The following is a 21,215-nucleotide window of genomic DNA, read 5'->3' on the forward strand; positions in this document are numbered from 1 at the left end:
TTCGTGCATGACGACATCGATAGCATGCAATAGCTCGGTTCCAATTGCATCGCGACGGCGCGGGACAGGTCGGTGCCGGATTCCATGGGTAGCACTTTCAGGAACACCACGGCGGCCGCCTATCCATTTCTCATATATGCTCTTCCGTTCGCCCGAAACGGCTGCACAGGAATTCCATCAGCGCATCCACATGGGGGTTTGCCATGCTATAGTAGATCGTGGTCGCTTCACGGCGGGTTTGCACCAGGCCGCCCTCACGCATCTTGCTGAGATGCTGGGAAACGCTGGATTGGGACAGGTCGCACAATCCCACCAGTTCGCCCACCGAAGCTTCGCCCTCGCGCAGGCGGCACAGCAGCAGCAGCCTTTGCTCATTGGCCACCAGCTTGAGCAGGTCGGCGACTTCCGTCGCACGCTCGCAGAGCATTTCGGCGGCAGCACTCCAGGCCATCATCGTGTCGCGCTTTTCCCATCATCCCGCAGCACGACATAGATCGCCGGGATGACGAGAACGGTGAGCAGGGTCGATGAAGCAAGGCCGAAAAGCAACGAGATTGCAAGACCCTGGAAGATTGGGTCGGTGAGGATCACGGCCGCGCCGATCATCGCCGCCCCGGCCGTCAGCACGATCGGCTTGAACCGGATCGCGCCCGCCTCGATCAGCACGTCGCGCAGCGGCTTGCCGGGTGTCGCGGTGTGGCGGATGAAATCGACCAGCAGGATCGAGTTGCGCACGATGATGCCGGCGAGCGCGATGAAGCCGATCATCGACGTAGCGGTGAAGGGCGCCGCGAACAGCATATGCCCGATGACGATGCCGACCAATGTCAGCGGGACCGGCGTCAGGATCACCAGGGGCAGCTTGAAATTGCGGAACTGCGCCACGATCAGGATGTAGATGCCGAGCAGCGCAACCATGAACGCTGCCCCCATGTCACGGAAAGTGACCCAGGTGATTTCCCACTCGCCGTCCCACAGCAGCGAAGTCACGGATTCATCCTCGGGCTGGCCGTTGAGGCGTATGATCGGTTTGGCGAGGCCCTTAGCCGCCCAGTCATAGGCGTCGACCGCCTTGTTGACAGCGAGCATGCCGTAAATCGGCGCCTCATATTCGCCGGCGAGCTCGGCCGTGACCATGTCGGCGAAGCGGCCATCGCGCCGGAAGATCGCGCGGCTGCCCTGTTCGTTGCGCGCGTCCACGACCGTGCCCAGCTCGATCAGCGCACCGTTGGGTGCTGCCGCGACCGGCGTGCTGGCCAGCGTCTGCGACCATGCCCGTGTCGACTGCGGCAGGGCGATGGTGATCGGCAAAGGCGTGCGGCCTTGTCCGCGCGGCGCATAGCCGATCGTCTGGCTGCCCATCAGGGCGCCGATGCTATCGGCGACCTGGCGCTCGGAGAGCCCATAATAATCGATGCGGTCGCGCTGCGGGATCAGGCGCAATTTGGGCCGAGGCTGGCCGAAGCTGTTATCCACATCGACGACATAGGGGACAGAGCGGAAGATCCTTTCCAGTTCGGTCGCGGTGCGCTGCCGGGTCTGTGCATCGGGGCCATAGATCTCAGCCAGCAGGGTCGCGAGCACGGGCGGCCCTGGCGGCGTCTCGACAACCTTGACCGACGCCCCGTCGGGCAGTTTCAGCGCCTTGAGCTTCTGGCGCAGAACAAGGGCGATCTGGTGGCTTGACCGGTCGCGCTCGCCCTTGGGCAACAAGGCGACCATCACATCGCCCATCTCCGGCCTGTTGCGCAGGAAATAGTGGCGGACCAAGCCGTTGAAGTTGAACGGCGCGGAGGTTCCGACATAGGCTTCCATCGCAGTCGCCTCGGGAAGACGACGCGCCACGGTCGCCACATCCTCAAGTGTGCGGCCGGTCGCCTCAAGGCTCGTACCTTCGGGCATGTCGACCACCACCTGCAATTCCGACTTGTTGTCGAAGGGCAGCAGCTTCACGGTGACGGCCTTGAAATAGAACATCGAGCAGGCGATCAGCGTGGCGATGCCGACCGCGATCAGGAAATTGCGCGCCGAGGCACGGCTGTCGATCACGCGGTGGGCAACGCGGGCATAGAGCCTACCGAGCTTTCCGCCGCTATCGTCATGCGCATGGCCGACATGTGCCGTTCCGTCCGCCAGCGCCTTGCGGGCGAAGCGGATCATCAGCCAGGGCGCGATCACGACCGCAACAAAAAAGGAAAAGACCATCGCCGCCGAGGCGTTGACCGGGATCGGCGCCATGTAGGGGCCCATGAGGCCGGAGACGAACAGCATCGGCAGCAAGGCGGCGACCACGGTGAGGGTTGCCACCACGGTCGGATTGCCAACCTCGGCCACAGCCTCGATCGCAGCCTGCGTCCGGGTTCGATCGTCCGGCATCGCCCAATGGCGGGCGATATTCTCGATCATGACGATGGCATCGTCGACCAGGATGCCGATTGAGAAGATCAGCGCGAACAGGCTGACGCGGTTGATCGTGTAGCCCATGAGGTTCGAGGCGAACATGGTGAGCAGGATCGTCGTGGGGATGACGACAGCGGTCACGCCAGCCTCGCGCCAGCCGATGGCAAAGCCGATCAGGACGACGATGGAGACGGTCGCGAGCGCCAGATGGAACAGCAGCTCATTGGCTTTCTCGTCCGCCGTCGCCCCATAGTTGCGCGTGACCGCGACATCGACCCCGGCGGGGATGAGCTTGCCCTTGAGGCTTTCGATCCTGGACAGCACGGCGTCAGAGACGACAACCGCATTGGCGCCCGACCGCTTGGCGATGGCGATGCTGACAGCAGGCGCGCTCGACCATTGGTTGCCCATTCGCGCCCAGCGCCAGGCGCGGGACTGGTCCTCGCGTGGTCCCTGGGTGACGGCGGCAACGTCGCGCAGATAGACCGGCGCGCCGCGCGCCGAGCGGACGGTGAGCATACCCACTTCCTGCGCGGAGGACAAAGTGCGGCCGGCGGTGACGGAAACCGCCTTGCCGCCCTCGCGAATGCTGCCGGCTGGAAAACTGCGATTGGCCTGGCCGGCCGCTTCGATGATGCCGCCAAGCGGCACGCCATATTGGTTGAGCCTGGCCGGATCCGGCGCGATCCGGATCTCGTCCGGGCGACCGCCGGTCAGGAAGGTCAGGCCGACATTATCGACCTTCGCGATTTCGGTGCGCAGCTTGGTGGCGAGATCGTAGAGCGCCTGATCGCTCCATTGACCCGCAGCGGCGGGCTTGGGCGAGAGGGTCAGGACGATCGCGGGGACGTCGTTGATCCCGCGCACCGTGACCTTGGGGTCGGGAATGCCCACCGGGATTCGATCCCAATTGGCGCGCAGCTTCTCGTCGATGCGGGTCGCGGCGTCCTCTGGGTCCGATCCTACCAGGAAGCGCGCCGTCACCATGACGCCGTCATCTTCGGCCTGGGTATAGACATGCTCAACGCCATCTACGCTCTTGACGATGGTCTCGAGCGGGATGCCGACCAGTTCGACGGCGTCGGCAGCGGCGAGGCCAGGCGCCATCACCTGGATGTCGACCATCGGCACGCTGATCTGCGGCTCCTCCTCGCGGGGAATCGAGAAGATGGCGAGCAGCCCGACCGCGATCGCCGCCATCAGAAATAGCGGCGTCAGCGGCGACATGATGGTGGCGCGGGTCAGGCGACCGGAGATGCCGAGGTTCATTTGCGCGCGCCCGCCAGGAAGAGCGTGTCCCCAGCCGCGGCGCCGCTCAGTATCTCGATCCGGTCGGGGTCGGCGGTGGGCGCAACCTGCACGGGCACGGCGCTCACCCGGCGGTCGGCCGTCACGACATCGACCTGGTCGATACCGTAGCGGGTCGAGACGAAGCGGCGCGGCACGACCAGGGCACGGCGGCGGCCCACTTCGATCGATACGCCGACGCGGCGTCCCACGAGCTGCGTCGAAAGGCCGGGCACGGTCGCATCGACCCGTACCCGACCCCCGGTGACAGCGGGATAAACCTGCGTCACTCGGCCCTGACGCGACCCCTCGGGCAGATCGCCTTCAGCCACCAGGATTTGCGCGCCGTTGCGCACCTGCCCGGCAAGCGATTCCGGCAGCTCGAGCCGCAGCAGCGGCGGACCGGCGGTGATCGTCGCCACCGACATGCCCGGCGCGACGACCGATCCGGCCGGGATGTCGGCACGCAGCACCCGGCCGGTGGCCGGTGCAAGGATCGCGCCTTGCCCGGCGACGCTGGCGCTTGCGCCTTGCTGCGCGCGTGCGGCTGCGACCTGGGCGTCAGCGGCGCGCGATAGGGCGACCGCCTGGTCAAGGCGCGCCTTGGCATAAACCTTGTTGTTGTAGAGATCCTGGACGCGGGCGAGGTCGCCGCGCGCGCGCACCGCCTCGGCCTGCGCGGCGGCGATCTGCGCGCCATAAGCGCTAGTCTCATAGCCCAGGCGGGCATCGACGATCATGCCGATGCGCTGGCCTTTTTCGACCATATCGCCTTCGCGGACCGAAAGACTGACAAGCGTGCCCGGTATCCGGGCGAGCGCCTCTGCGGAATCGCGCGTGGTGATCTCGGCGCCGACTGCCTTCATGTCGGCGATGTCGCTTGCCGCGAGCTTCAGCGATTCACCGGCGGGGAGCGTCGCGGAGGCCCGTTCGGCCTCTTCCTTGCCGCCGCAGGAAGCCAGGGCGAGCGATGCGCTCGCAAGCCAGACCCATTTTGTCATCCTGCGCATCCCCGACCCCTTCGCGCTTATTTGCCGCTGACGATCGGCAGACCGGCGTTTTTCCATGCGCCGATGCCGCCGCCCAGATGCGTGTCGATCGCCGCCTGCGCCTGCGCGCAACGGTCCAGCGCCATGCCGGAGCGTTTGCCACCCGCGCATTGAAGCACGACCGTTCGTCCGGCTGCATCCGGAACATTACGCGGTGAAAAGATCGACAAAGGGATGTTCACTGCGCCAGCGATGTGGCCCGCCGCGAATTCGTCCGGCTCCCGCACATCGATGAGCAGCGCGGAACCGTCCGCGAGCATGCTCTTGAGCTCCAGGGGCTGCAACTCACGATGCGATTTTGACTTTCCCAAACCAAACATGAGACTCTCCTTCAATTTGCTTATTGCATATATCGTGTAATCATTATATTCCGTCAAGCCAGTTCTTGAGAGGTGCGAGAGGAAGTCATGGACAAGCCGAAGATCGTGGTGCTGGGCGCCGGGCTGGGTGGCACTATCGCCGCCTATGAAATCAACGCGGCAGCAAAGGCGCGCGCCGAAGTGATGATGGTCTCCGACTCGGAAACCTACTCCTTCGTGCCTTCCAACCCCTGGGTCGCGGTGCGTTGGCGCGAGCCCGAGGCGATTCAGGTACACCTTCCGCCCATCTTCGCGAAGAAGAAGATCGGCTTCACGGGGGTCGGCGCGAAGCGTCTCCATGCTTCGGAAAAGCGGTTGGAGCTCAACGACGGCACGTCCATCAATTACGATTATCTTGTAATTTCTACGGGGCCTGATTTAGCGTTCGATGAAATCGAAGGGCTGGGGCCGCACGGAGGTCATACCGTTTCAATCTGCCAGACCGCGCATGCGTCCGCTGCGGCAGAGGCGTTCGACCGCTTCGTCGAAAATCCGGGACCGATCGTGGTTGGCGCGGCGCAGGGCGCGTCCTGCTACGGTCCGGCTTATGAGTTCGCCCTGATCCTCGACACTGAACTGCGCCGCCGCAAGATCCGCGACAAGGTGCCGATGACCTTCGTGACCGCCGAGCCCTATATCGGCCATCTCGGCCTCGATGGCGTCGGCGACACCAAGTCCCTGCTCGAAAGCGTATTGCGCGAGCGGCACATCAAATGGATCACCAATGCGCGCGTCGCGAAGGTCGAGGCCGGCATGATGCACCTCGAGGAGATCGCCGAGGGCGGCGCGGTCGCCAGGACCCACGATCTGCCGTTCGCTTTCTCGATGATGCTCCCCGCGTTCCGTGGCGTTCCGGCCGTTCGCGACATCGCCGGGCTCACCAATCCGCGCGGGTTCATCCTGGTCGACAAGCATCAGCGCAACCCGGCCTTTCCGGAAATCTTCGCGCTGGGCGTCTGCGTCGCCATTCCGGCGACCGGCCCGACGCCGGTGCCGGTCGGTGTGCCCAAGACCGGCTTCATGATCGAAAGCATGGGGACCGCCATCGCCGCGAACCTCGATATGATCCTGGACGGCAAGGAACCCACTGCGGAAGCGACCTGGAACGCTGTCTGCCTCGCCGATTTCGGCGATGGCGGCGTCGCCTTCGTCGCGCAGCCGCAGATCCCGCCACGCAACGTCAACTGGGCGGCGAGCGGCAAATGGGTCCATCTCGCCAAGATCGGCTTCGAGAAATATTTCCTGCGCAAGGTGCGCAAGGGCGAGAGCGAGCCCTTTTACGAGAAGTTGGCGCTCCACGTCATGGGCATCCGCAAGCTACGGATGTGATCTCACTTCAGGAAGGGAATCCGACAATGACTCTCGATCGCGCCGTCATCATATTTGCTGGCTGTGTCGTCCTTCTGGGCATCGTTCTGGCCTATCTGGTTCATCCCTGGTGGATCGCGCTGACCGCTTTTGCCGGCCTCAACATGATCCAGGCTGGCTTCACTGGTTTCTGCCCCGCCGCGACCGTCTTCAAGGCGATGGGCGTCCGACCGGGGACCGCCTTCAAATGAACCGATCCCGTCGGGTCGCTCGCCTGATGCTCGGGTTTGCCGCTTCACTGCTGGCGAACACGGCGGCCAACGCCACAACGCTTGAGGCAGCGATTGCGGCGGCGATGCGCCATGCGCCCGAGATCGTGGTCGCGGATGCGGATACCGACGCGGCCAAGGCCCGGCTTGCGCAGGCGCGGTCGGGACAGCTTCCAACTGCAACGCTTGTCGGGACGATCGGCTATGGGCGCCTTGATCCGCAGAACTTTTTCGGGCTGGGCGCCGCCAATGTAACCCCGCGCGCGGCGCAGGTGACGGTCGAGCAGCCGCTCTTCACCGGTGGGCGGGTCGGTTCGGGCATCGATCGGGCGCGCGCAGGTATTGCGGGCGCGGAGGCCGGGCAAAGCGGCGCGCGTGCCCAGCTCGCCATGGCGGTGACACAGGCTTATGGCGACGTGCTGACAGCGGCGCGCATGCTGACACTCTACGAACGACTGCTCATCGAAACCACCGAGATCGAGCGCCAGGCACGGCTGCGCTACCGGGCAGGGGAGAGTCCGAGCACCGATGTCGCGCAGGCCAGCGCGCGCCTGGCCGAAGCCCGTGCGGGGCTCGCTCGGGCGCAGGGCATGCAGGTCTCGGCGCATGCCCATTTCACCAATCTGACGGGACTTGAGCCCATAGATTTGCAGCCCTTGCCGGCCAATCCGCCACTGCCGGGGACGCTCGACGAAGCCATGGAGGAAGCGATGCGCAGCAACCCGCTGCTCGTCCAGGCCCAGGCCGGCTTGCGCGCGGCGCAGGCGGCAGCGCGGGGCGCGCGCGCCGAGCGACTGCCGACCGTCGGCGCCTTTGCCGAAGCCGGAACGGTGCGCGACCAGTTTTTCCCCGATTATCGCGCGGACAGCGCGACCGTGGGTGTCCGGGCTCGCTGGGAATTTTTCAGCGGCGGTCGGATGTCGGGCAAGGTTGCCGAAGCGAGCAGCGAAGTCCGCGCCGCCGACGCGCGGATGCGCGCCGCCAGCATGCAGGTCGAGGAAGAGGTCATATCGGCCTTCCAGGAAGTACGGACGGCGCAGCTCGTCGAGCAGGCAGCGACCGATCAGGCGGCCTCGGCCGCGCAGGCGCTCGAGAGCGTCCGTCACGAGGTGCGGGTGGGTATGAAGCCGCAACTCGATCTGCTCGACGCCGAGCGCGAAGCGATTGCCGCCGAAGCGGGGGCCACCCGCGCTCGCACCGACCGAATCGTCGCAGCCTATCGGGTTGCAGCGCTGCTCGGACGCCTTTGAAGCCTGGAGGAAAGAAAATGCACAAGGACTGGCCAGCCATGGCCTCGGAATTGACCGGAGCGATCAAGGAAGTGCGCCTGGGCACTCCAGAGGTAATGAAGGCCTTCTCGGCGATGGCGCGCGCCGCGACCGAAGCGGGTGCTCTCGACACCAAGACCAAGGAATTGATCGCGCTCGCCATCTCGGTTGCGATCCGCTGCGACGGATGCGTCGCCTTTCACTCGCAGGCGGCCGTCAAGAATGGCGCCACGCGCCAGGAGATCATGGAGGTGATGGGCATGGCGCTCTACATGGGTGCAGGTCCGAGCCTGATGTACGCGGCGCAAGCGGTGGAGGCCTTCGACCAGTTCGCGGATAAGGCGACGGGCTCATAGTGCCCATCGGACGACCTTCCCGTCCCTCCTTACGCTTTGGAGGTCAGCTGCCGCCATCTGGCCGCTTGGAGATCATACTGCGAACGAAGCTGCGCCTTCGGTCGATTCTTCGGAGCAATGCATCAACGGGGGCGCGCGCCAGTCGCCTTATCGAGCTGGACCAACAGCACCTGTTCTTCGATCCAATTCGATCCGCGACCGATCGGTTCATGCCAGACCTATCGATCCACAGGCTTCGGCGCGGGCTTCCCCGCGATCCTGCCTCAGCATCCACTATATCAGGCCGAGCTTGCTCCATCGGGGCATGCCCAGCCCCGGCTTCCGGGTCATTCCCGCTGGCGACTTCAACGCCACGCCAACCCGCCGATATGTCTGCAAGCCGGAACCCAGGACCATGCCGTGTTTGTGCCTGCGACAGGTGCGGCCACTTTGACCTGCTGGAGCAAGCCCGGATCAATGCTCGCGCATGATCCACCCTGGCGAGACGTCTCACAGCTTACGGACTGTTTTGGGAACACCAATGCGCGAACGCGGCGGGCTCGGATCGACCACCTGTTGCTGAACCTATCGATCGCCGCCCACCTAACCGACGCGCAGGGTGGATCGTCCCGTGCGTGGCTGGGGAAGACGAGCAAGCACCGCCGGTCTGTCGAATTTTCCCTCCAGCCGCATTAAGAGGTGCGCACGCACGGCTGCGGCGCCAATGTTGGCCCGTGAAGCAGGTCGCGACCATTCTCGAATTCTCGACGCGGCGGCAGGGGCTCGTCGAGATCACACGGCACGTAACCGACTGGGTCGCTGAAGCGGGATTTCGGCAGGGGCTGCTCACCCTGTTCTGCCGCCACACCTCGGCATCGCTACTGATCCAGGAAAATGCGGCGCCCGAGGTACGCGCCGATCTCGAGGCCTATTTCGCGCGGATCGCACCGGAAGACCCGTCAGTATATGCGCATGACGATGAAGGTCTGGACGACATGCCGGCGCACCTGCGGACTGCGTTGACGCAAGTGCAGCTTTCCATCCCGCTGATCGATGGGCGCCTGGCGCTCGGCACATGGCAGGGCATCTATCTGTTTGAGCACCGGCGACGGCCGCATCGCCGCACCGTCGCGGCGCATCTGCTCGGCGCATGAGCGCGGTCGTCCGACAGGCAGCGTCATGGCGCCGATGAGCGCGGGAGTTCTGCTGTACAGGCGCCGCGGTGCGGAGGTTGATGTCCTGCTTGTCCATCCAGGTGGGCCTTTCTGGCGTAACAAGGACGCTGGATCATGGCAGATTCCCAAGGGCCTGATCGAGCCGGGCGAGGACGCATCCGCTGCGGCCCGGCGCGAGGTCGAGGAGGAGCTCGGCATCCGCCTTACCGGCGAGTTCCATCGGCTTGGACAGCTGAGGCAGGCGGGAGGCAAGCTTGTCGAGGCATTCGCTCTTGAGCAGCAGGTCGATATCGACGCTGTGGAGAGCAATCTATTCGAAATGGAATGGCCGCCGCGATCCGGCAAGATGCAGTCGTTCCCGGAGATCGATGAAGCGCGCTGGTTCTCTCTCTCCAGCGCGCTTCCCAATATTCTCACAAGCCAGCGTCCGCTACTCGATTGGTTCGCTGATTATCTGCGGATCGACGATGATTCGAGCTCGCCGCTGGAACAATGACCAGCACCGGCAGGAAGAGCCGGCGACATCGGGAAATCGAACGAGAACCGTTCCCGTGGCTCAGTAACTCTACCGATAAGCTGTCACTCGTATGGATGATACGCCAGCAAGAGAAACTGGAGATGGCGGCCGCGCGCTCGCGTGGGAGGGACTGCATTGAGGCGGGAAGCGGGGGGAGACGATGGTATCCGATCCGGAATGATCTATAGAGGGATTCCAGCCACTTGACATCGATGCCCGCGCGTCGGCGCGGCATACTGCCTGCCCAAAAATCGACGGGAGCACGAGAATTATGGACGATGACTTCCGCCGGGCAGCGCTCGATTATCATCGCTTCCCCAAGCCGGGAAAGCTGAGCGTCGAATCGACCAAGCGTATGTCGAACCAGCGCGATCTGGCGCTGGCCTACTCGCCGGGCGTCGCCGCAGCGTGCGAAGCCATCGTCACCGATCCCGAGACCGCGCGCGATCTGACGGCCCGGGGCAATCTGGTCGCTGTGATCTCCAATGGAACAGCCGTGCTGGGATTGGGCAATATCGGACCGTTGGCCAGCAAGCCGGTGATGGAAGGCAAAGCCGTTCTCTTCAAGAAGTTCGCCGGGATCGATGTCTTTGACATCGAAGTCGATGCGCTCGATCCGGATCGCTTCATCGAGGTCGTAGCGGCGCTGGAGCCCACCTTCGGCGGCATCAACCTGGAAGACATCAAGGCGCCGGAATGCTTCGTGATCGAGGCGGCACTGCGCGAACGCATGAACATACCCGTCTTTCACGACGACCAGCACGGCACCGCGATCGTATGCGCCGCTGCGATCCGCAATGGTCTCACCCTGCAGGGCAAGCGGCTTGAGGACGTACGCCTCGTGACCTCCGGCGCTGGCGCCGCGGCGCTCGCCTGCGTTGACCTGCTGGTGGCCATGGGCCTGAAGATCGAAAACGTCACGATGACGGACATCGAAGGCGTGATCGACGCGGGCCGGCCGGGCATGGCCGCGAACATGGCCCGCTATGCGCGCGTCACCAATGCGCGGACCTTGCCGGAGGTGCTGAAGGGTGCGGACGTCTTCCTCGGCTTGTCCGCGCCGCGCGTGCTCAAGCCGGAATGGTTGCCCCTATTTGCCGAAAAGCCGCTGATCCTGGCGCTTGCGAACCCCGATCCTGAAATCCTCCCCGAACTCGTCGCAGCCGCGCGTCCCGACGCCATCGTCGCGACCGGCCGGTCGGACTATCCTAACCAGGTCAACAACGTCCTGTGCTTCCCCTTCATCTTCCGCGGCGCCCTCGACGTCGGCGCCACCGAGATCAACGAGGCGATGAAACTCGCCGCGGCGGAGGCGCTGGCAAGTCTGGCGCGCGCCGAAGCGACCGAACAGGTGGCGCAGGCCTATGGCGATGCGGCGCTCCTGTTCGGCCCGGAGCACATCATTCCAAAGCCCTTCGATCCCCGGCTGATCCTGAAGATCGCGCCCGCCGTCGCCCGCGCGGCCATGGAAAGCGGCGTCGCCCGCCGCCCTATCGTGAATTTCGACGCATATCAGACCGAGCTGGAGAAGCTCGTCTATCGTTCGGGCCAGTTGATGCGCGGCGTCTTCAATCAGGCGCGCGACAAGGGCAAGCGGGTCGCCTATGCTGAAGGCGAGGACGAGCGCGTGCTGCGCGCGGTGCAGACGATCGTCGACGAACGCCTGGCCGAGCCGGTGCTCATCGGCCGGCGCGACTCGATCGCGGCGCGTATCCGGCTATTGGGGCTAAGGCTGGACATCGGTGGTGATGTGACGGTGCTTGATCCCGAGACCGACGATGCGCTGTTCGCGCCGCTGGTCGAGCGCTATCAACGGCTCGTAGACCGGAGGGGGCTCAATCCGGCGGCTGCGGCACACGCGGTCAAACGGCGCCCGGCGGTCGCGGCCGCGATGCTGTTGGAGGCGGGAGAGGTGGATGCCGCGCTGTGTGGCGGCACCGCCGACTGGTGGCAGCAGATGGGTTGGGTGCTGCCGATCATCCCACGCCAGCCGGGCGTGAGCCGCGCCTATGCGATAACCGGCCTCATCCTGAAGAATGGGACGCTGTTCTTCTGCGATACGCATATGAATGTCGATCCGACCGCCGAGCAGGTGGCGGAGATGACCCGGCTTGCGGCAGATGCGGTACGCAGATTCGGGGAACCGATAAGGGCGGCGCTCCTCTCGCATTCCAATTTCGGAGCTTCGGCCTCGCCAAGCGCCCGCAAGATGCGGCAGGCACTGGCGCTGATCCGCAAGGATACGCCCGATCTGGAGATCGACGGCGAGATGCACGCAGATGCCGCGCTGAGCGAAGCACTGCGGAACCGGTTCGTGACCAGCAGCCGGCTCAAGGGATCGGCCAACCTGTTGATCATGCCATCGCTCGATGCAGCGAATATCGCCGTCACCCTCCTGGCGGCCTCGTCGGAGGCGCTGACCGTGGGCCCGATCCTGCTCGGGATGTCGAAGCCCGTCCAGGTTCTTGTTCCCACCGTGACGGCTCGCGCGATCGTCAATCTCACAGCGATTTCCGTCGCAGAAGCCGCCGCACTGCAAGGCAGGGGCTGAGGTTCGGAGGTCGGGGTTAGACATGGCGGGTCAGTCCGCCTTCCTGCCATGGCGGGTGATCGAAGCTGAAGAAGCAGCTACGCACAATCGCTGGGTTTGGCGACACTTACGCGCGAGACGCGCGTGGTCTAGCCGACATGGAGTGCGGTTTGTCAGCTCCTACGTAACAACCCCGATATGGTCAGCGGTTGCCGAGGCATAACTGTCTGAGGCGCGGTTGGACGAGCGGAAGGCACATGCCGCACAGGTCCAACGTCCCACGAAGCATCGCGCCGCAACGGCGCGCGGCAACGGATCGGATCTCAAACTGGCCGCGGGGCTGCGATGGCAGCGGGATCCTGCGGCAAAGGAAAACGCCAATGGCCTACGAAACCACAAATCCTTATACCGGAGAGGTTCTGAAGAGCTTTCCCGATGCGACCGACGCCGAAGTGCGCCAAGCGATCGAAAACGCCCACCGCCTATTCCAGGCGTGGAAGGAAACCTCCTTTGCCGAGCGGGCGCGGATCATGCAGAGCGCCGCCGACATCCTTCGCAGGGACAGTGCTTCCTACGCGCGGTTGCTCACCCTCGAGATGGGCAAGCTTGTGTCCGAGGCGGAAGCCGAGGTCGAGCTCTCGGCGGCGATCTTCGAATATTATGCCGACAAGGCCGAAACCCTCCTCGCGCCGCAGGCGCTGCCGGTGGCCGATCCGGCCGAAGGGGAAGCCATGCTCATCCGCGAGCCGTTGGGCGTCCTGCTCGCCATTGAACCGTGGAACTTTCCCTATTACCAGATCGCCCGGATCATCGCGCCGCAGCTTTCGGCCGGCAACACGATGTTGCTCAAGCACGCCGCCAATGTTCCCCAGAGCGCTGCTGCATTTGAAGATCTGATGCTGAAAGCCGGCTTGCCGGAGGGCGCGTTCACCAACCTGTATGCCACCCACGACCAGGTCGACCTCATCATCAGTGACCCGCGTGTCCAGGGTGTCGCCCTGACGGGCTCCGAGGCGGCCGGCGCGGTCGTCGCCGCTCAGGCGGGCAAGGCGCTCAAGAAATCCACCATGGAGCTTGGCGGTGCCGATGCGTTCGTGGTGCTGGCTGATGCCGACTTGGCAAAGACCGCCAAATGGGCCGTGTTCGGTCGCCATTGGAATGGCGGACAGGTTTGCGTGTCGTCCAAGCGGATGATCATCGTCGACGAGGTTTATGATAGGTTCCTCGAACGCTACACCGCGGGCGTGGCTGACCTCCGCGCGGGCGATCCCTTCGAGCCGGCAACCAGCCTGGCGCCGCTCTCATCACAAAAGGCCGCCGACGACCTGAAGGACATGATCCGCAAGGCCGTCGAGCATGGCGCGACGGCGGTTGAGGTTGGGCCGAGCGTTCCCAACCAGGGTGCATTCGTGCAGCCGACAATCCTGACCGGCGTGGGTGAGGACAACCCGGCCCGTTACTGGGAGTTCTTCGGGCCTGTATCGATGCTGTTCCGCGCGAAGGACGAGGAGGATGCGATCCGCATCGCCAACGATTCACCGTTCGGGCTGGGCGGATCGGTGTTCACGTCCGACACCAGGCACGGCGCGGAGGTCGCGAAGAAGATCTCGACCGGCATGGTGTTCGTGAACCATCCCACGATGGTCAAGGCAGACCTCCCCTTCGGCGGCGTTCGCCGGTCCGGGTATGGCCGCGAGTTGCTCGGGCTCGGCATCAAGGAGTTCGTCAACCACAAGCTCATCGACGTCGTCGACATCGACGCACCGTTCTGACGGCGGCGATCCTGCCCGACTATCCCTGGAGTTGTATCATGCAGAAGACCATGAAGGCGGCGGTCGTCCGCCAGTTCGGCAAGCCGCTCGTCATCGAGGAAGTCAGCGTGCCGATGCCAGGCCCAGGCCAGATCCTCGTCAAGATCGCCGCAACCGGGGTCTNCCATACCGACCTCCACGCGGCGGAAGGCGACTGGCCGGTCAAGCCCAGCCCGCCGTTCATTCCCGGCCATGAAGGCGTCGGCCATGTCGTCGCGGTCGGTGGTGGCGTCACGCATGTGAAGGAGGGTGATCGCGTCGGCGTGCCGTGGCTGTACACCGCTTGCGGGCACTGCGTGCATTGTCTGGGTGGCTGGGAGACGCTGTGCGAGGAGCAACAGAACACCGGCTATTCGGTCAATGGCAGCTTCGCGGAATATGTGCTCGCCGATCCCAACTATGTCGGCCATCTGCCCGACAATGTCGGGTTCGTCGAGATATCGCCCATCCTGTGCGCGGGCGTCACGGTCTACAAGGGCCTGAAGGTCACGGACACGAAGCCTGGCGACTGGGTCGCGATCTCCGGTATCGGCGGGCTTGGCCATATGGCCGTGCAATATGCCAGGGCGATGGGCCTGAACGTCGTTGCCGTCGATATCGACGACGGGAAGCTGAAACTGGCCGAAAAGCTCGGCGCCGCACTGACCGTGAACGCGCTCAACGAGGATCCCGCCGCTTTCATCAAGAAGGAGATCGGCGGCGCCCAGGGCGTACTCGTTACCGCGGTCTCACCCACGGCATTCCAGCAGGCGATGGGGATGGTCCGCCGCGGCGGCACGGTTTCGCTCAACGGCCTGCCGCCGGGTGATTTCCCGCTGTCGATCTTCGACACCGTCCTGAACGGCATCACCGTGCGGGGATCCATCGTCGGCACGCGGCTCGACCTTCAGGAGTCGCTGGATTTCGCAGCTGACGGCAAGGTTCAGGCGACGGTGACGACCGACACGCTTGAGAATATCAACGACGTGTTTGCCCGCATGCACCATGGCGAGATCGAAGGGCGGATCGTGCTCGATTTCGAGAATGCGCCAGTTGCTTCGAAGCCCCTTGGCGTATCGGAGCTGGCCCATCAGTGACTTCTGGCGCAATGGCGCGATCGAGTGATGCTCAAGGCGCATTGGGAGATCCAGCCGCGATGCTCGCGCGACGGCCCGACATGACCGCCGAACAGTGTATTCAGTCGTTGATCTTTGTTGAAGCGGCCGGTGGCGCGGATGCGGCGGTTCAGGTCCAATCGTCGTCATCAGGCACATGGCGCTCAAAATCCATTGCATCGTGCAGAATGCGGCCAATCACCAGTTTTCGCTTTCAACCTTGTAGAGCAGCAGGTGACGACCACGCTGGCCGCCGCGAGCGATATGCAGGATTTTGGCGCCGGGAAGGACTTCGGGAACTTCACGACTTCCCAGAACGTCGGGACCGTCCGTCAACGCGCGAATGACGCCCAGGATGAGCCCACGGTAGCGCCGCGCCTGTTCGACGCCGAAGCGGTCGTGCGTCCAAAGGAAGATCTGCCGGATGTCCTGTTCGGCAATCCGGCCGAGACGAATCCGCCACGGCGCGGAAATCATGCGGGAGCGGCGTCACTTTTGATTGCAGCTTCGCTCAGATCCACGAGATAGCGGTCTAGTTCATCCGCAGAGTCGAAATCGTGATATTCGCCGCCATCGATTGCATCGAACCCTTTGCGAGCCGCGTCGCGGAACGCTTCGAGTTTCGCGGCCTTGCGTTCCTCGCGCTCCTCGCCCAGTCGAAGGCCGTCGCGCAGCACTTCGCTGGCATTGGGCGACCTCCCGATCAAGCTCACCGAAGATTCGCGATCGCATCGACGATGGTCGGGTTCTACCCGCGGATGACGGGCATCAAGCTCTCGGCTGGCGCGCGCATCATTGTCTTGCCGACCGCCGAGGAAACGGTGAAGAAGATGAGTCGAAAGGCGATGCTAGGAGATCGCCGATCTCCTGGCGCGCGGTGGTGACGACGGCGACGTCCTCCGGTCGACATATCGCGGGATCGGCTTGGCAAACAGCGCCGCCGTTGCGCGTGTCGTATTGGCGGGCTTGGGGATCAAGGGGTTTCTGGCGGGGAGTGCTGTGATCGCCCCATCGAGCAGCAGCAGGATCGGCGCGTTGAATGGGCCGATCACCAGCGTCACGCCTTAGGGAACCTTGTAGATAACGCCCCCTGTTTCCGGTCGCTTCCAGCCTAGGCGGGATCGGCGTGGCCTGCGGCGCTATCAGCGGCTTCAGATTCTCGCGACAGTATTTGATCACCCCGCTCGGCATGGTGATCTCGAAGAGATGCTTGAAAGGCGGCGTGCCGAAATCCTGATGGAGTGCGGCGCAAAGCGTATCCTTGTTATCGACCATCATGCGCTCCATGCGGTCGAACTGGTCGATCCGCCCGTCATGGCTCTTGTCGCGTCGCTCAGGAAATGCCCCTTCTGGGCGTTGAATGGAGGCTGGACGGGTTGGTCCTGGCGAGACTCCCGGAGCGGCGATGCGACGTCGGCTCCATCGAAACATGCGTTGAGAAACGGAGGCGGCCGGGTGCCGGCTCCGGCCGCCTCGCCGATTATTTGGTTGTGTAGCCGCCGTTGACGAGGATGGTCTGCCCGGTCATCCACCAGCCGTCCGAGACGAGAAAGCGGATGAAAGGCACGATGTCATCAATGTCGGTAAGCCCGGTCTTGGTGAAAGCGGAGAGCGCAGCGGCGGTCTTGTGATAGGCTTGGGCGTCCGCACCTTCGGCTGGGTAGAAGAACGGCGTATCCATCGGCCCCGGCCCGATCGCCGTCACCGAGATGCCGCGTTCGCCGAACTCCTTCGATGCGGCGCGCGTAAAATGTTCGACCGGCGCCTTGGTGCCAGCATAGGCGGCGTAGAAGGGCGTGAAGGCGCCCAGCAGCGACGTCACCAGAGTGACGATCTTGCCATTGTCATTCACATGGCGCCCCGCTTCCTTCAGGAAGAAGAAGGCGGACTTGGAATTGACCGCCGTCATCTCGTCATATTCTGCCTCGCTGATCTCGACGAACGGCTTCTTGAGCACCTTGCCGACCGTGTTGATCGCGATGTCGGGGTTGCCGATGGCGGCGATGGTGTCGGCGAACAGTTTCTCGACCGCGCCCGCTGTGGTGAGGTCGGCCTGGAAGGCGACGGCCTTTGCCCCAGCCAACTTGATCGCAGCGACAGTCTGCTCGGCATCGGGAGCAGTCGACGCACTGTTATAGTGAATTGCGACAGCCTTCGCCCCGTGCAGCGCGAGGTCGGCGGCAAGCAGCCCACCCAGATTCTTCGCGCCGCCGGCGATGAGAACGGTCTTACCCTTGATACTGTGATCGGCCATGCGCGTGTCTCCTGCTTGGTTGCCGGAGTCGTCCACGACCCCGTTGGAGACGAACCTACACTCTCGATTGTTGCCATAAAGCCGATCATTCTGACATGATATGTCAGGATAGGCGAACAATGGGCGGCAAGAGTGGATCGTATCGACCTTTTCAGGACATTCATCCGCGTCGTCGAATGCGCGAGTTTCACGCGCGCGGCTGACATGCTGGGGATGCCGCGATCCTCGGTATCGGCCGCGATCCAGGATCTGGAGGTGCGCGTAGGTGCGCGCCTGCTGCATCGCACGACCCGCCGGGTCACGCCGACGCAGGATGGCGTCGCCTTCTACGACCGCTGCCTGCGACTGATCGCCGATGTCGAAGAGACCGAAGGCCTGTTCCGCCAAACCTCGGCCGGTCCCAGCGGTATGCTACGGATCGATGTGCCGGGACGGATCGGGCGGCTCATCATCGCACCCGCCCTGCCCGATTTCTTCGCGCGCTATCCCGATATCGAGATCGGCCTCGGCGTCACCGATCGCGCGGTCAATCTGGTCGAGGACAGCATCGACTGTGTGTTGCGCGTAGGACCGCTGGCCGACTCCGGCATGATCGCCCGTTCGATCGGTGAACTACCGCTGATCAACGTCGCCAGTCCGGATTATATCGCGCGCTATGGCGTTCCGATGGCGCCGACGGACCTCCATGCCCATCGGGCGGTCCGCTATGCGTCGCCATCGAGCGGCCGGGTCGAGAACTGGGAATGGATCGAAGACGGCACGATGAGGACCAAGGCCATGTCCGGATCCGTGACCGTCAACAGCGCCGAAGCCTATATCGCCTGCTGCCTGGCAGGCCTGGGTCTCATCCAGATCCCAGCCTATGACGTAAAGGCGCACCTCGTTGCCGGCGAGATGGTTGAGGTGATGCCGGATCATCGCGCGGAATCCATGCCGATGACTCTGCTCTATCCCCACAGACAGCATCTGTCGCGGCGATTGCAGGTCTTCGTGGACTGGCTCGCTGACCTGCTGGCGCACGAGGTGCTGCGCTGATTGTCACATTTCGTCTATCTCACCGGAAAGCCACTAGGACAAATCGACCAGACCTCGCCAAACTGGGACCGGCCACTTTTACGATCCCGCAGCTCAATGCTGCTCGACCGTATTTCGCCAATTTTTGGCGATTGTTCTGCTTGCAAATACGCCTTTGGTCGATGGCTGCCGTCCCCCTGGCGGCATTATCGTCCTGTGTTATGAAGGACGCCGAGTGTCCTAGGGTGAATTACCATGTCACGAGCGATTGCCACCGGAATTCTGCTCTGGCTGTGGGTTGCCCCCGCCTCTTCGCAGTCCGTTGTGACGCAAGCCACGCTCGACCATGTGGCGATCCAGGTGTCCGATCTCCAGCGTAGCGTTGATTTCTACGAGGAGTTGTTCGGCCTCAAGGAACAGCCTGCTCCTTTCGCCGGCGCACGCTGGCTCGCATTGGGCAACGGCGTGATGCTCCATCTGGTCGGCAATCGCACCGCGCCATCCGACCACAGTCGCTGGGATCATATCGCATTGTCCTGCGACGATATGGACGAGATGATAAAGCGGCTCGACGCTCATCATATTGTCTGGAGCAATATGAATGGCGGACACGAGCCTCAGGTCCGGCCGGATGGCATCAAACAGATATTCATCCAGGACCCCGATGGTTACTGGATTGAGATCAACGATATGCTCAAACGTCGGCGTTAACGGAACCGCCGATTCCCTGAGCGGACTTCGCGACCGCGTTTGCAATCGATACAATTGCCAATTTTTTGGCCGTTCGGCATCCGTTCGGTCTTAGCGACGCAAACTTCACTTTCGTGCTGTGACCCCATGCATCGTCACGAAAGCTGATCGATTGGTTACGACGATGCGGGCTGCGCGCCAAGGCCGGGCCGACGACATCGCCATAGGCCACAATGGTCCAATCTCTGCCGGCAAACTTCGTGCGACGCTGTTGGGCTGGCGCGTTCTGTGGCGCGACGACTGGCTGGCTTCCGCTTCGGTCAAACCTGCCGAGTCATGCTCGTTCGGTAATGTTGCGTATACTGGGGCGGCATGGTGCCCTGTAACCGTTCGGTGAAGATCTTGCCCGAACGAGGAGAATGTCATGTCCCCGGTTCCTCTCATGAACGAGAGCATCACCCGATCCGACGCCGGAATAATCAATTGTCCGGGAAGCGGTTCAAGGACGCGCGGATGGAAAATCACATTCTGTGCGCTTGCACTCACCGCGCTCCCCCTGGTTTGCGGACCTGCGCTCGGACAAAGCGCTGTCGACCAACGGCGATGGACGGACGCTCAGGAACGCTATCGCGCGGAGGTCGCCCGCTACGAGGCGGAACGGGACCGCTACGAAGCCGTCGTGCGCGCCGACCATTCCGACACGACCGTCCAGCGCGGCAGCGATCCCTATGTGACGGAGTATGACGCCTCCCGTCACTACCGGGACGATCCCCGTTATGAGGAGCGTCGCCTGTCCGACCGGGACGAGGTCTATCGTGGATCCGATGGACGCTATTACTGCAAGCGGAGCGACGGGACGACCGGTCTCATCATCGGAGCCGCGAGCGGCGGTATTCTCGGCAACATCATCGACGGCGGTCGCCATCGTGGCGCCGGTACGCTCATCGGTGGCGCGCTGGGCGCACTTGCCGGCCGATCGATCGAGCAAAATGACATCCGCTGCCGATAAACGCTCGGTCCACGGGAAGCCATGAAGTCGTGACCGTGGACAAGCCGCATCGACTATCTCGCAAACCTGATGCCGGTCCAGAATGGCAAGTTCGAGGACATCATCGTGACCCACAACACTCGCGCTCGTTCCGGATGTTCCGCCTATTGCCGCTTTTGGCTTGGCTCCGCGCTGATACTCGCTGCTTCCGTCACTTCGGCGGTTGCTCCGGCCCGGGCCGCTGCTGCGGAGAACGACATTTCACAGCGCCGGGCATTGTGCACCCGCTCGATTGCGCTGTCCGGCCTCGATCAGGTCATGGACACCAACATCCGCGAAGCAGTCGAAGACTCCTTCCGGACGCTGTCCGCCGCCTTCCCCGACGACACGGATACAATCTCCGCCTATCGCGACTCGCTGGGAGAGGCGATGGCGGCCGCGAAGGCCCCTGTCCTCTCAAGGCTTCGCGAGAGTTGCGCGGCGGCCTTCTCGGTGGAAGAGTTGACGGGAATTAACGCCTTCTATGAGAGCAGCGCCGGTCGCGCCTGGCTCGAAAAGGGCCGCACGCTCATGGTTCCGGCGCTTGAGAAGGCGGTGAGCGATGTCACTCCCGAGATCATCGTCGATGCGCAAAGACGATTCTGCGCCCGCGTGGGTGGGTGCAAGAAGGAGCCGGCGGCATCCACTGCCCGTCCGACATCGTGAGAATGTTCGGCGATCCCGTTGGGAGCGTCTCGCGAAACCGGCCGGATGTCGAATGGTGGCGTGCCGAATCGGGTCCGAACCACCCTGAAGAGACCGAGCCCTGCGGAAAAGCACGTAGAGACCTGAATGTGTAAAGCTTGCTAGCCAAGGATCGATCAGAAG

At 63.6% G+C, this 21,215-nt stretch carries 21 protein-coding genes; 13 read left to right on the plus strand and 8 right to left on the minus strand.

All coding sequences use genetic code 11. The features are described 5' to 3' along the window. Positions 1-130: 130 nt before the first annotated feature. Genes BHE75_RS18420 through BHE75_RS18435 form a run of 4 tightly spaced genes read right to left on the minus strand, consistent with a single transcriptional unit; the run spans position 131 to position 5,056 of the window. Positions 131-454, minus strand: coding sequence for an ArsR/SmtB family transcription factor (locus BHE75_RS18420; protein WP_043151046.1), 324 nt, complete (start codon positions 452-454; stop codon positions 131-133). Next, on the minus strand, positions 451-3,669 hold the full coding sequence (locus BHE75_RS18425) for an efflux RND transporter permease subunit (RefSeq protein ID WP_070934746.1): 3,219 nt from the start codon (positions 3,667-3,669) through the stop codon (positions 451-453). Before BHE75_RS18425 ends, BHE75_RS18420 begins: the two co-directional genes overlap by 4 nt. Next, positions 3,666-4,688 (minus strand): efflux RND transporter periplasmic adaptor subunit, encoded by a 1,023-nt coding sequence (locus tag BHE75_RS18430; protein WP_070936094.1) that lies wholly within the window; start codon positions 4,686-4,688, stop codon positions 3,666-3,668. The genes BHE75_RS18425 and BHE75_RS18430 overlap by 4 nt, the downstream gene beginning before the upstream one ends. 26 nt (positions 4,689-4,714) lie before the next feature. Further along, positions 4,715-5,056, minus strand: coding sequence for a rhodanese-like domain-containing protein (locus BHE75_RS18435; RefSeq protein ID WP_070934747.1), 342 nt, complete (start codon positions 5,054-5,056; stop codon positions 4,715-4,717). 87 nt (positions 5,057-5,143) lie between these two features. On the opposite strand from BHE75_RS18435, the gene BHE75_RS18440 reads away from it, so the two are divergent. The 9 genes from BHE75_RS18440 (at position 5,144) to adhP (ending at position 15,384) form a co-directional block, all read left to right on the plus strand. After that, a complete protein-coding gene (locus BHE75_RS18440; RefSeq protein WP_070934748.1) occupies positions 5,144-6,424 on the plus strand; it encodes an NAD(P)/FAD-dependent oxidoreductase in 1,281 nt (426 codons plus the stop codon). Positions 6,425-6,450: 26 nt separating this feature from the next. Further along, positions 6,451-6,654, plus strand: coding sequence for a YgaP family membrane protein (locus tag BHE75_RS18445; protein ID WP_070934749.1), 204 nt, complete (start codon positions 6,451-6,453; stop codon positions 6,652-6,654). Continuing rightward, a complete protein-coding gene (locus BHE75_RS18450; RefSeq protein WP_070934750.1) occupies positions 6,651-7,922 on the plus strand; it encodes a TolC family protein in 1,272 nt (423 codons plus the stop codon). Before BHE75_RS18445 ends, BHE75_RS18450 begins: the two co-directional genes overlap by 4 nt. Before the next feature lie 17 nt (positions 7,923-7,939). Beyond that, the gene (locus tag BHE75_RS18455; RefSeq protein ID WP_070934751.1) at positions 7,940-8,296 is read left to right on the plus strand and encodes a carboxymuconolactone decarboxylase family protein; all 357 of its coding nucleotides are present in this window, start codon (positions 7,940-7,942) and stop codon (positions 8,294-8,296) included. Positions 8,297-9,009: 713 nt separating this feature from the next. Then, positions 9,010-9,429 (plus strand): secondary thiamine-phosphate synthase enzyme YjbQ, encoded by a 420-nt coding sequence (locus BHE75_RS18460; RefSeq protein WP_043151056.1) that lies wholly within the window; start codon positions 9,010-9,012, stop codon positions 9,427-9,429. Next, on the plus strand, positions 9,371-9,946 hold the full coding sequence (locus BHE75_RS18465) for an NUDIX domain-containing protein (RefSeq protein ID WP_254684501.1): 576 nt from the start codon (positions 9,371-9,373) through the stop codon (positions 9,944-9,946). Before BHE75_RS18460 ends, BHE75_RS18465 begins: the two co-directional genes overlap by 59 nt. 292 nt (positions 9,947-10,238) lie before the next feature. Further along, the gene (locus tag BHE75_RS18470; RefSeq protein WP_070934753.1) at positions 10,239-12,518 is read left to right on the plus strand and encodes an NADP-dependent malic enzyme; all 2,280 of its coding nucleotides are present in this window, start codon (positions 10,239-10,241) and stop codon (positions 12,516-12,518) included. Positions 12,519-12,877: 359 nt separating this feature from the next. Beyond that, positions 12,878-14,269: an NAD-dependent succinate-semialdehyde dehydrogenase gene (locus BHE75_RS18475; protein WP_070934754.1), complete on the plus strand. Its 1,392-nt coding sequence runs from the start codon at positions 12,878-12,880 to the stop codon at positions 14,267-14,269. A gap of 38 nt (positions 14,270-14,307) precedes the next feature. After that, positions 14,308-15,384, plus strand: a complete 1,077-nt coding sequence (gene adhP / locus BHE75_RS18480; RefSeq protein ID WP_070934755.1) for an alcohol dehydrogenase AdhP — start codon at positions 14,308-14,310, stop codon at positions 15,382-15,384. A 216-nt stretch (positions 15,385-15,600) separates the two neighbouring features. Here the strand turns inward: adhP and BHE75_RS18485 are convergent, their stop codons facing one another. From BHE75_RS18485 to BHE75_RS18495, 4 genes are all read right to left on the minus strand, one after another. Next, on the minus strand, positions 15,601-15,879 hold the full coding sequence (locus BHE75_RS18485; RefSeq protein WP_084653319.1) for a type II toxin-antitoxin system RelE/ParE family toxin: 279 nt from the start codon (positions 15,877-15,879) through the stop codon (positions 15,601-15,603). Beyond that, a complete protein-coding gene (locus BHE75_RS18490) occupies positions 15,876-16,115 on the minus strand; it encodes a type II toxin-antitoxin system ParD family antitoxin (protein ID WP_070934756.1) in 240 nt (79 codons plus the stop codon). The genes BHE75_RS18485 and BHE75_RS18490 overlap by 4 nt, the downstream gene beginning before the upstream one ends. A gap of 79 nt (positions 16,116-16,194) precedes the next feature. After that, positions 16,195-16,677 carry a hypothetical protein gene (locus BHE75_RS25380; protein ID WP_254684502.1) on the minus strand — a complete coding sequence of 161 codons (483 nt, stop codon included), beginning with the start codon at positions 16,675-16,677 and terminating at the stop codon, positions 16,195-16,197. 205 nt (positions 16,678-16,882) lie between these two features. Next, positions 16,883-17,692: an SDR family oxidoreductase gene (locus BHE75_RS18495; RefSeq protein WP_254684503.1), complete on the minus strand. Its 810-nt coding sequence runs from the start codon at positions 17,690-17,692 to the stop codon at positions 16,883-16,885. A 96-nt stretch (positions 17,693-17,788) separates the two neighbouring features. Between BHE75_RS18495 and BHE75_RS18500 the strand changes: the two genes are divergently transcribed. The 4 genes from BHE75_RS18500 (at position 17,789) to BHE75_RS18515 (ending at position 21,053) form a co-directional block, all read left to right on the plus strand. Further along, a complete protein-coding gene (locus tag BHE75_RS18500; RefSeq protein ID WP_070934757.1) occupies positions 17,789-18,691 on the plus strand; it encodes a LysR family transcriptional regulator in 903 nt (300 codons plus the stop codon). A gap of 234 nt (positions 18,692-18,925) precedes the next feature. Further along, positions 18,926-19,381, plus strand: coding sequence for a VOC family protein (locus BHE75_RS18505; RefSeq protein ID WP_084653321.1), 456 nt, complete (start codon positions 18,926-18,928; stop codon positions 19,379-19,381). 421 nt (positions 19,382-19,802) lie between these two features. After that, complete coding sequence (locus BHE75_RS18510; RefSeq protein WP_084653323.1) at positions 19,803-20,369, plus strand: glycine zipper 2TM domain-containing protein; 567 nt, start codon at positions 19,803-19,805, stop codon at positions 20,367-20,369. A 69-nt stretch (positions 20,370-20,438) separates the two neighbouring features. Continuing rightward, positions 20,439-21,053 (plus strand): DUF2059 domain-containing protein, encoded by a 615-nt coding sequence (locus tag BHE75_RS18515; RefSeq protein ID WP_070934758.1) that lies wholly within the window; start codon positions 20,439-20,441, stop codon positions 21,051-21,053. Positions 21,054-21,215 lie beyond the last annotated feature (162 nt).

The sequence above is a fragment of the Edaphosphingomonas haloaromaticamans genome (assembly GCF_001853345.1).
In the GTDB taxonomy this organism is placed as follows: domain Bacteria; phylum Pseudomonadota; class Alphaproteobacteria; order Sphingomonadales; family Sphingomonadaceae; genus Sphingomonas_E; species Sphingomonas_E fennica.

Bases quoted from the DNA above. Each gene is read 5' to 3' on its own strand.
- BHE75_RS18470 (WP_070934753.1), top strand. From the start codon at position 10,239: ATGGACGATGACTTCCGCCGGGCAGCGCTCGATTATCATCGCTTCCCC.
- BHE75_RS18475 (WP_070934754.1), top strand. From the start codon at position 12,878: ATGGCCTACGAAACCACAAATCCTTATACCGGAGAGGTTCTGAAGAGC.
- BHE75_RS18430 (WP_070936094.1), bottom strand. From the start codon at position 4,688: ATGACAAAATGGGTCTGGCTTGCGAGCGCATCGCTCGCCCTGGCTTCC.
- BHE75_RS18455 (WP_070934751.1), top strand. From the start codon at position 7,940: ATGCACAAGGACTGGCCAGCCATGGCCTCGGAATTGACCGGAGCGATC.
- BHE75_RS18425 (WP_070934746.1), bottom strand. From the start codon at position 3,669: ATGAACCTCGGCATCTCCGGTCGCCTGACCCGCGCCACCATCATGTCG.
- BHE75_RS18450 (WP_070934750.1), top strand. From the start codon at position 6,651: ATGAACCGATCCCGTCGGGTCGCTCGCCTGATGCTCGGGTTTGCCGCT.
- BHE75_RS18515 (WP_070934758.1), top strand. From the start codon at position 20,439: ATGCCGGTCCAGAATGGCAAGTTCGAGGACATCATCGTGACCCACAAC.
- BHE75_RS18505 (WP_084653321.1), top strand. From the start codon at position 18,926: ATGTCACGAGCGATTGCCACCGGAATTCTGCTCTGGCTGTGGGTTGCC.
- BHE75_RS18510 (WP_084653323.1), top strand. From the start codon at position 19,803: ATGAACGAGAGCATCACCCGATCCGACGCCGGAATAATCAATTGTCCG.
- BHE75_RS18435 (WP_070934747.1), bottom strand. From the start codon at position 5,056: ATGTTTGGTTTGGGAAAGTCAAAATCGCATCGTGAGTTGCAGCCCCTG.
- BHE75_RS18485 (WP_084653319.1), bottom strand. From the start codon at position 15,879: ATGATTTCCGCGCCGTGGCGGATTCGTCTCGGCCGGATTGCCGAACAG.
- BHE75_RS18445 (WP_070934749.1), top strand. From the start codon at position 6,451: ATGACTCTCGATCGCGCCGTCATCATATTTGCTGGCTGTGTCGTCCTT.
- BHE75_RS25380 (WP_254684502.1), bottom strand. From the start codon at position 16,677: ATGGTCGATAACAAGGATACGCTTTGCGCCGCACTCCATCAGGATTTC.
- BHE75_RS18440 (WP_070934748.1), top strand. From the start codon at position 5,144: ATGGACAAGCCGAAGATCGTGGTGCTGGGCGCCGGGCTGGGTGGCACT.
- BHE75_RS18420 (WP_043151046.1), bottom strand. From the start codon at position 454: ATGATGGCCTGGAGTGCTGCCGCCGAAATGCTCTGCGAGCGTGCGACG.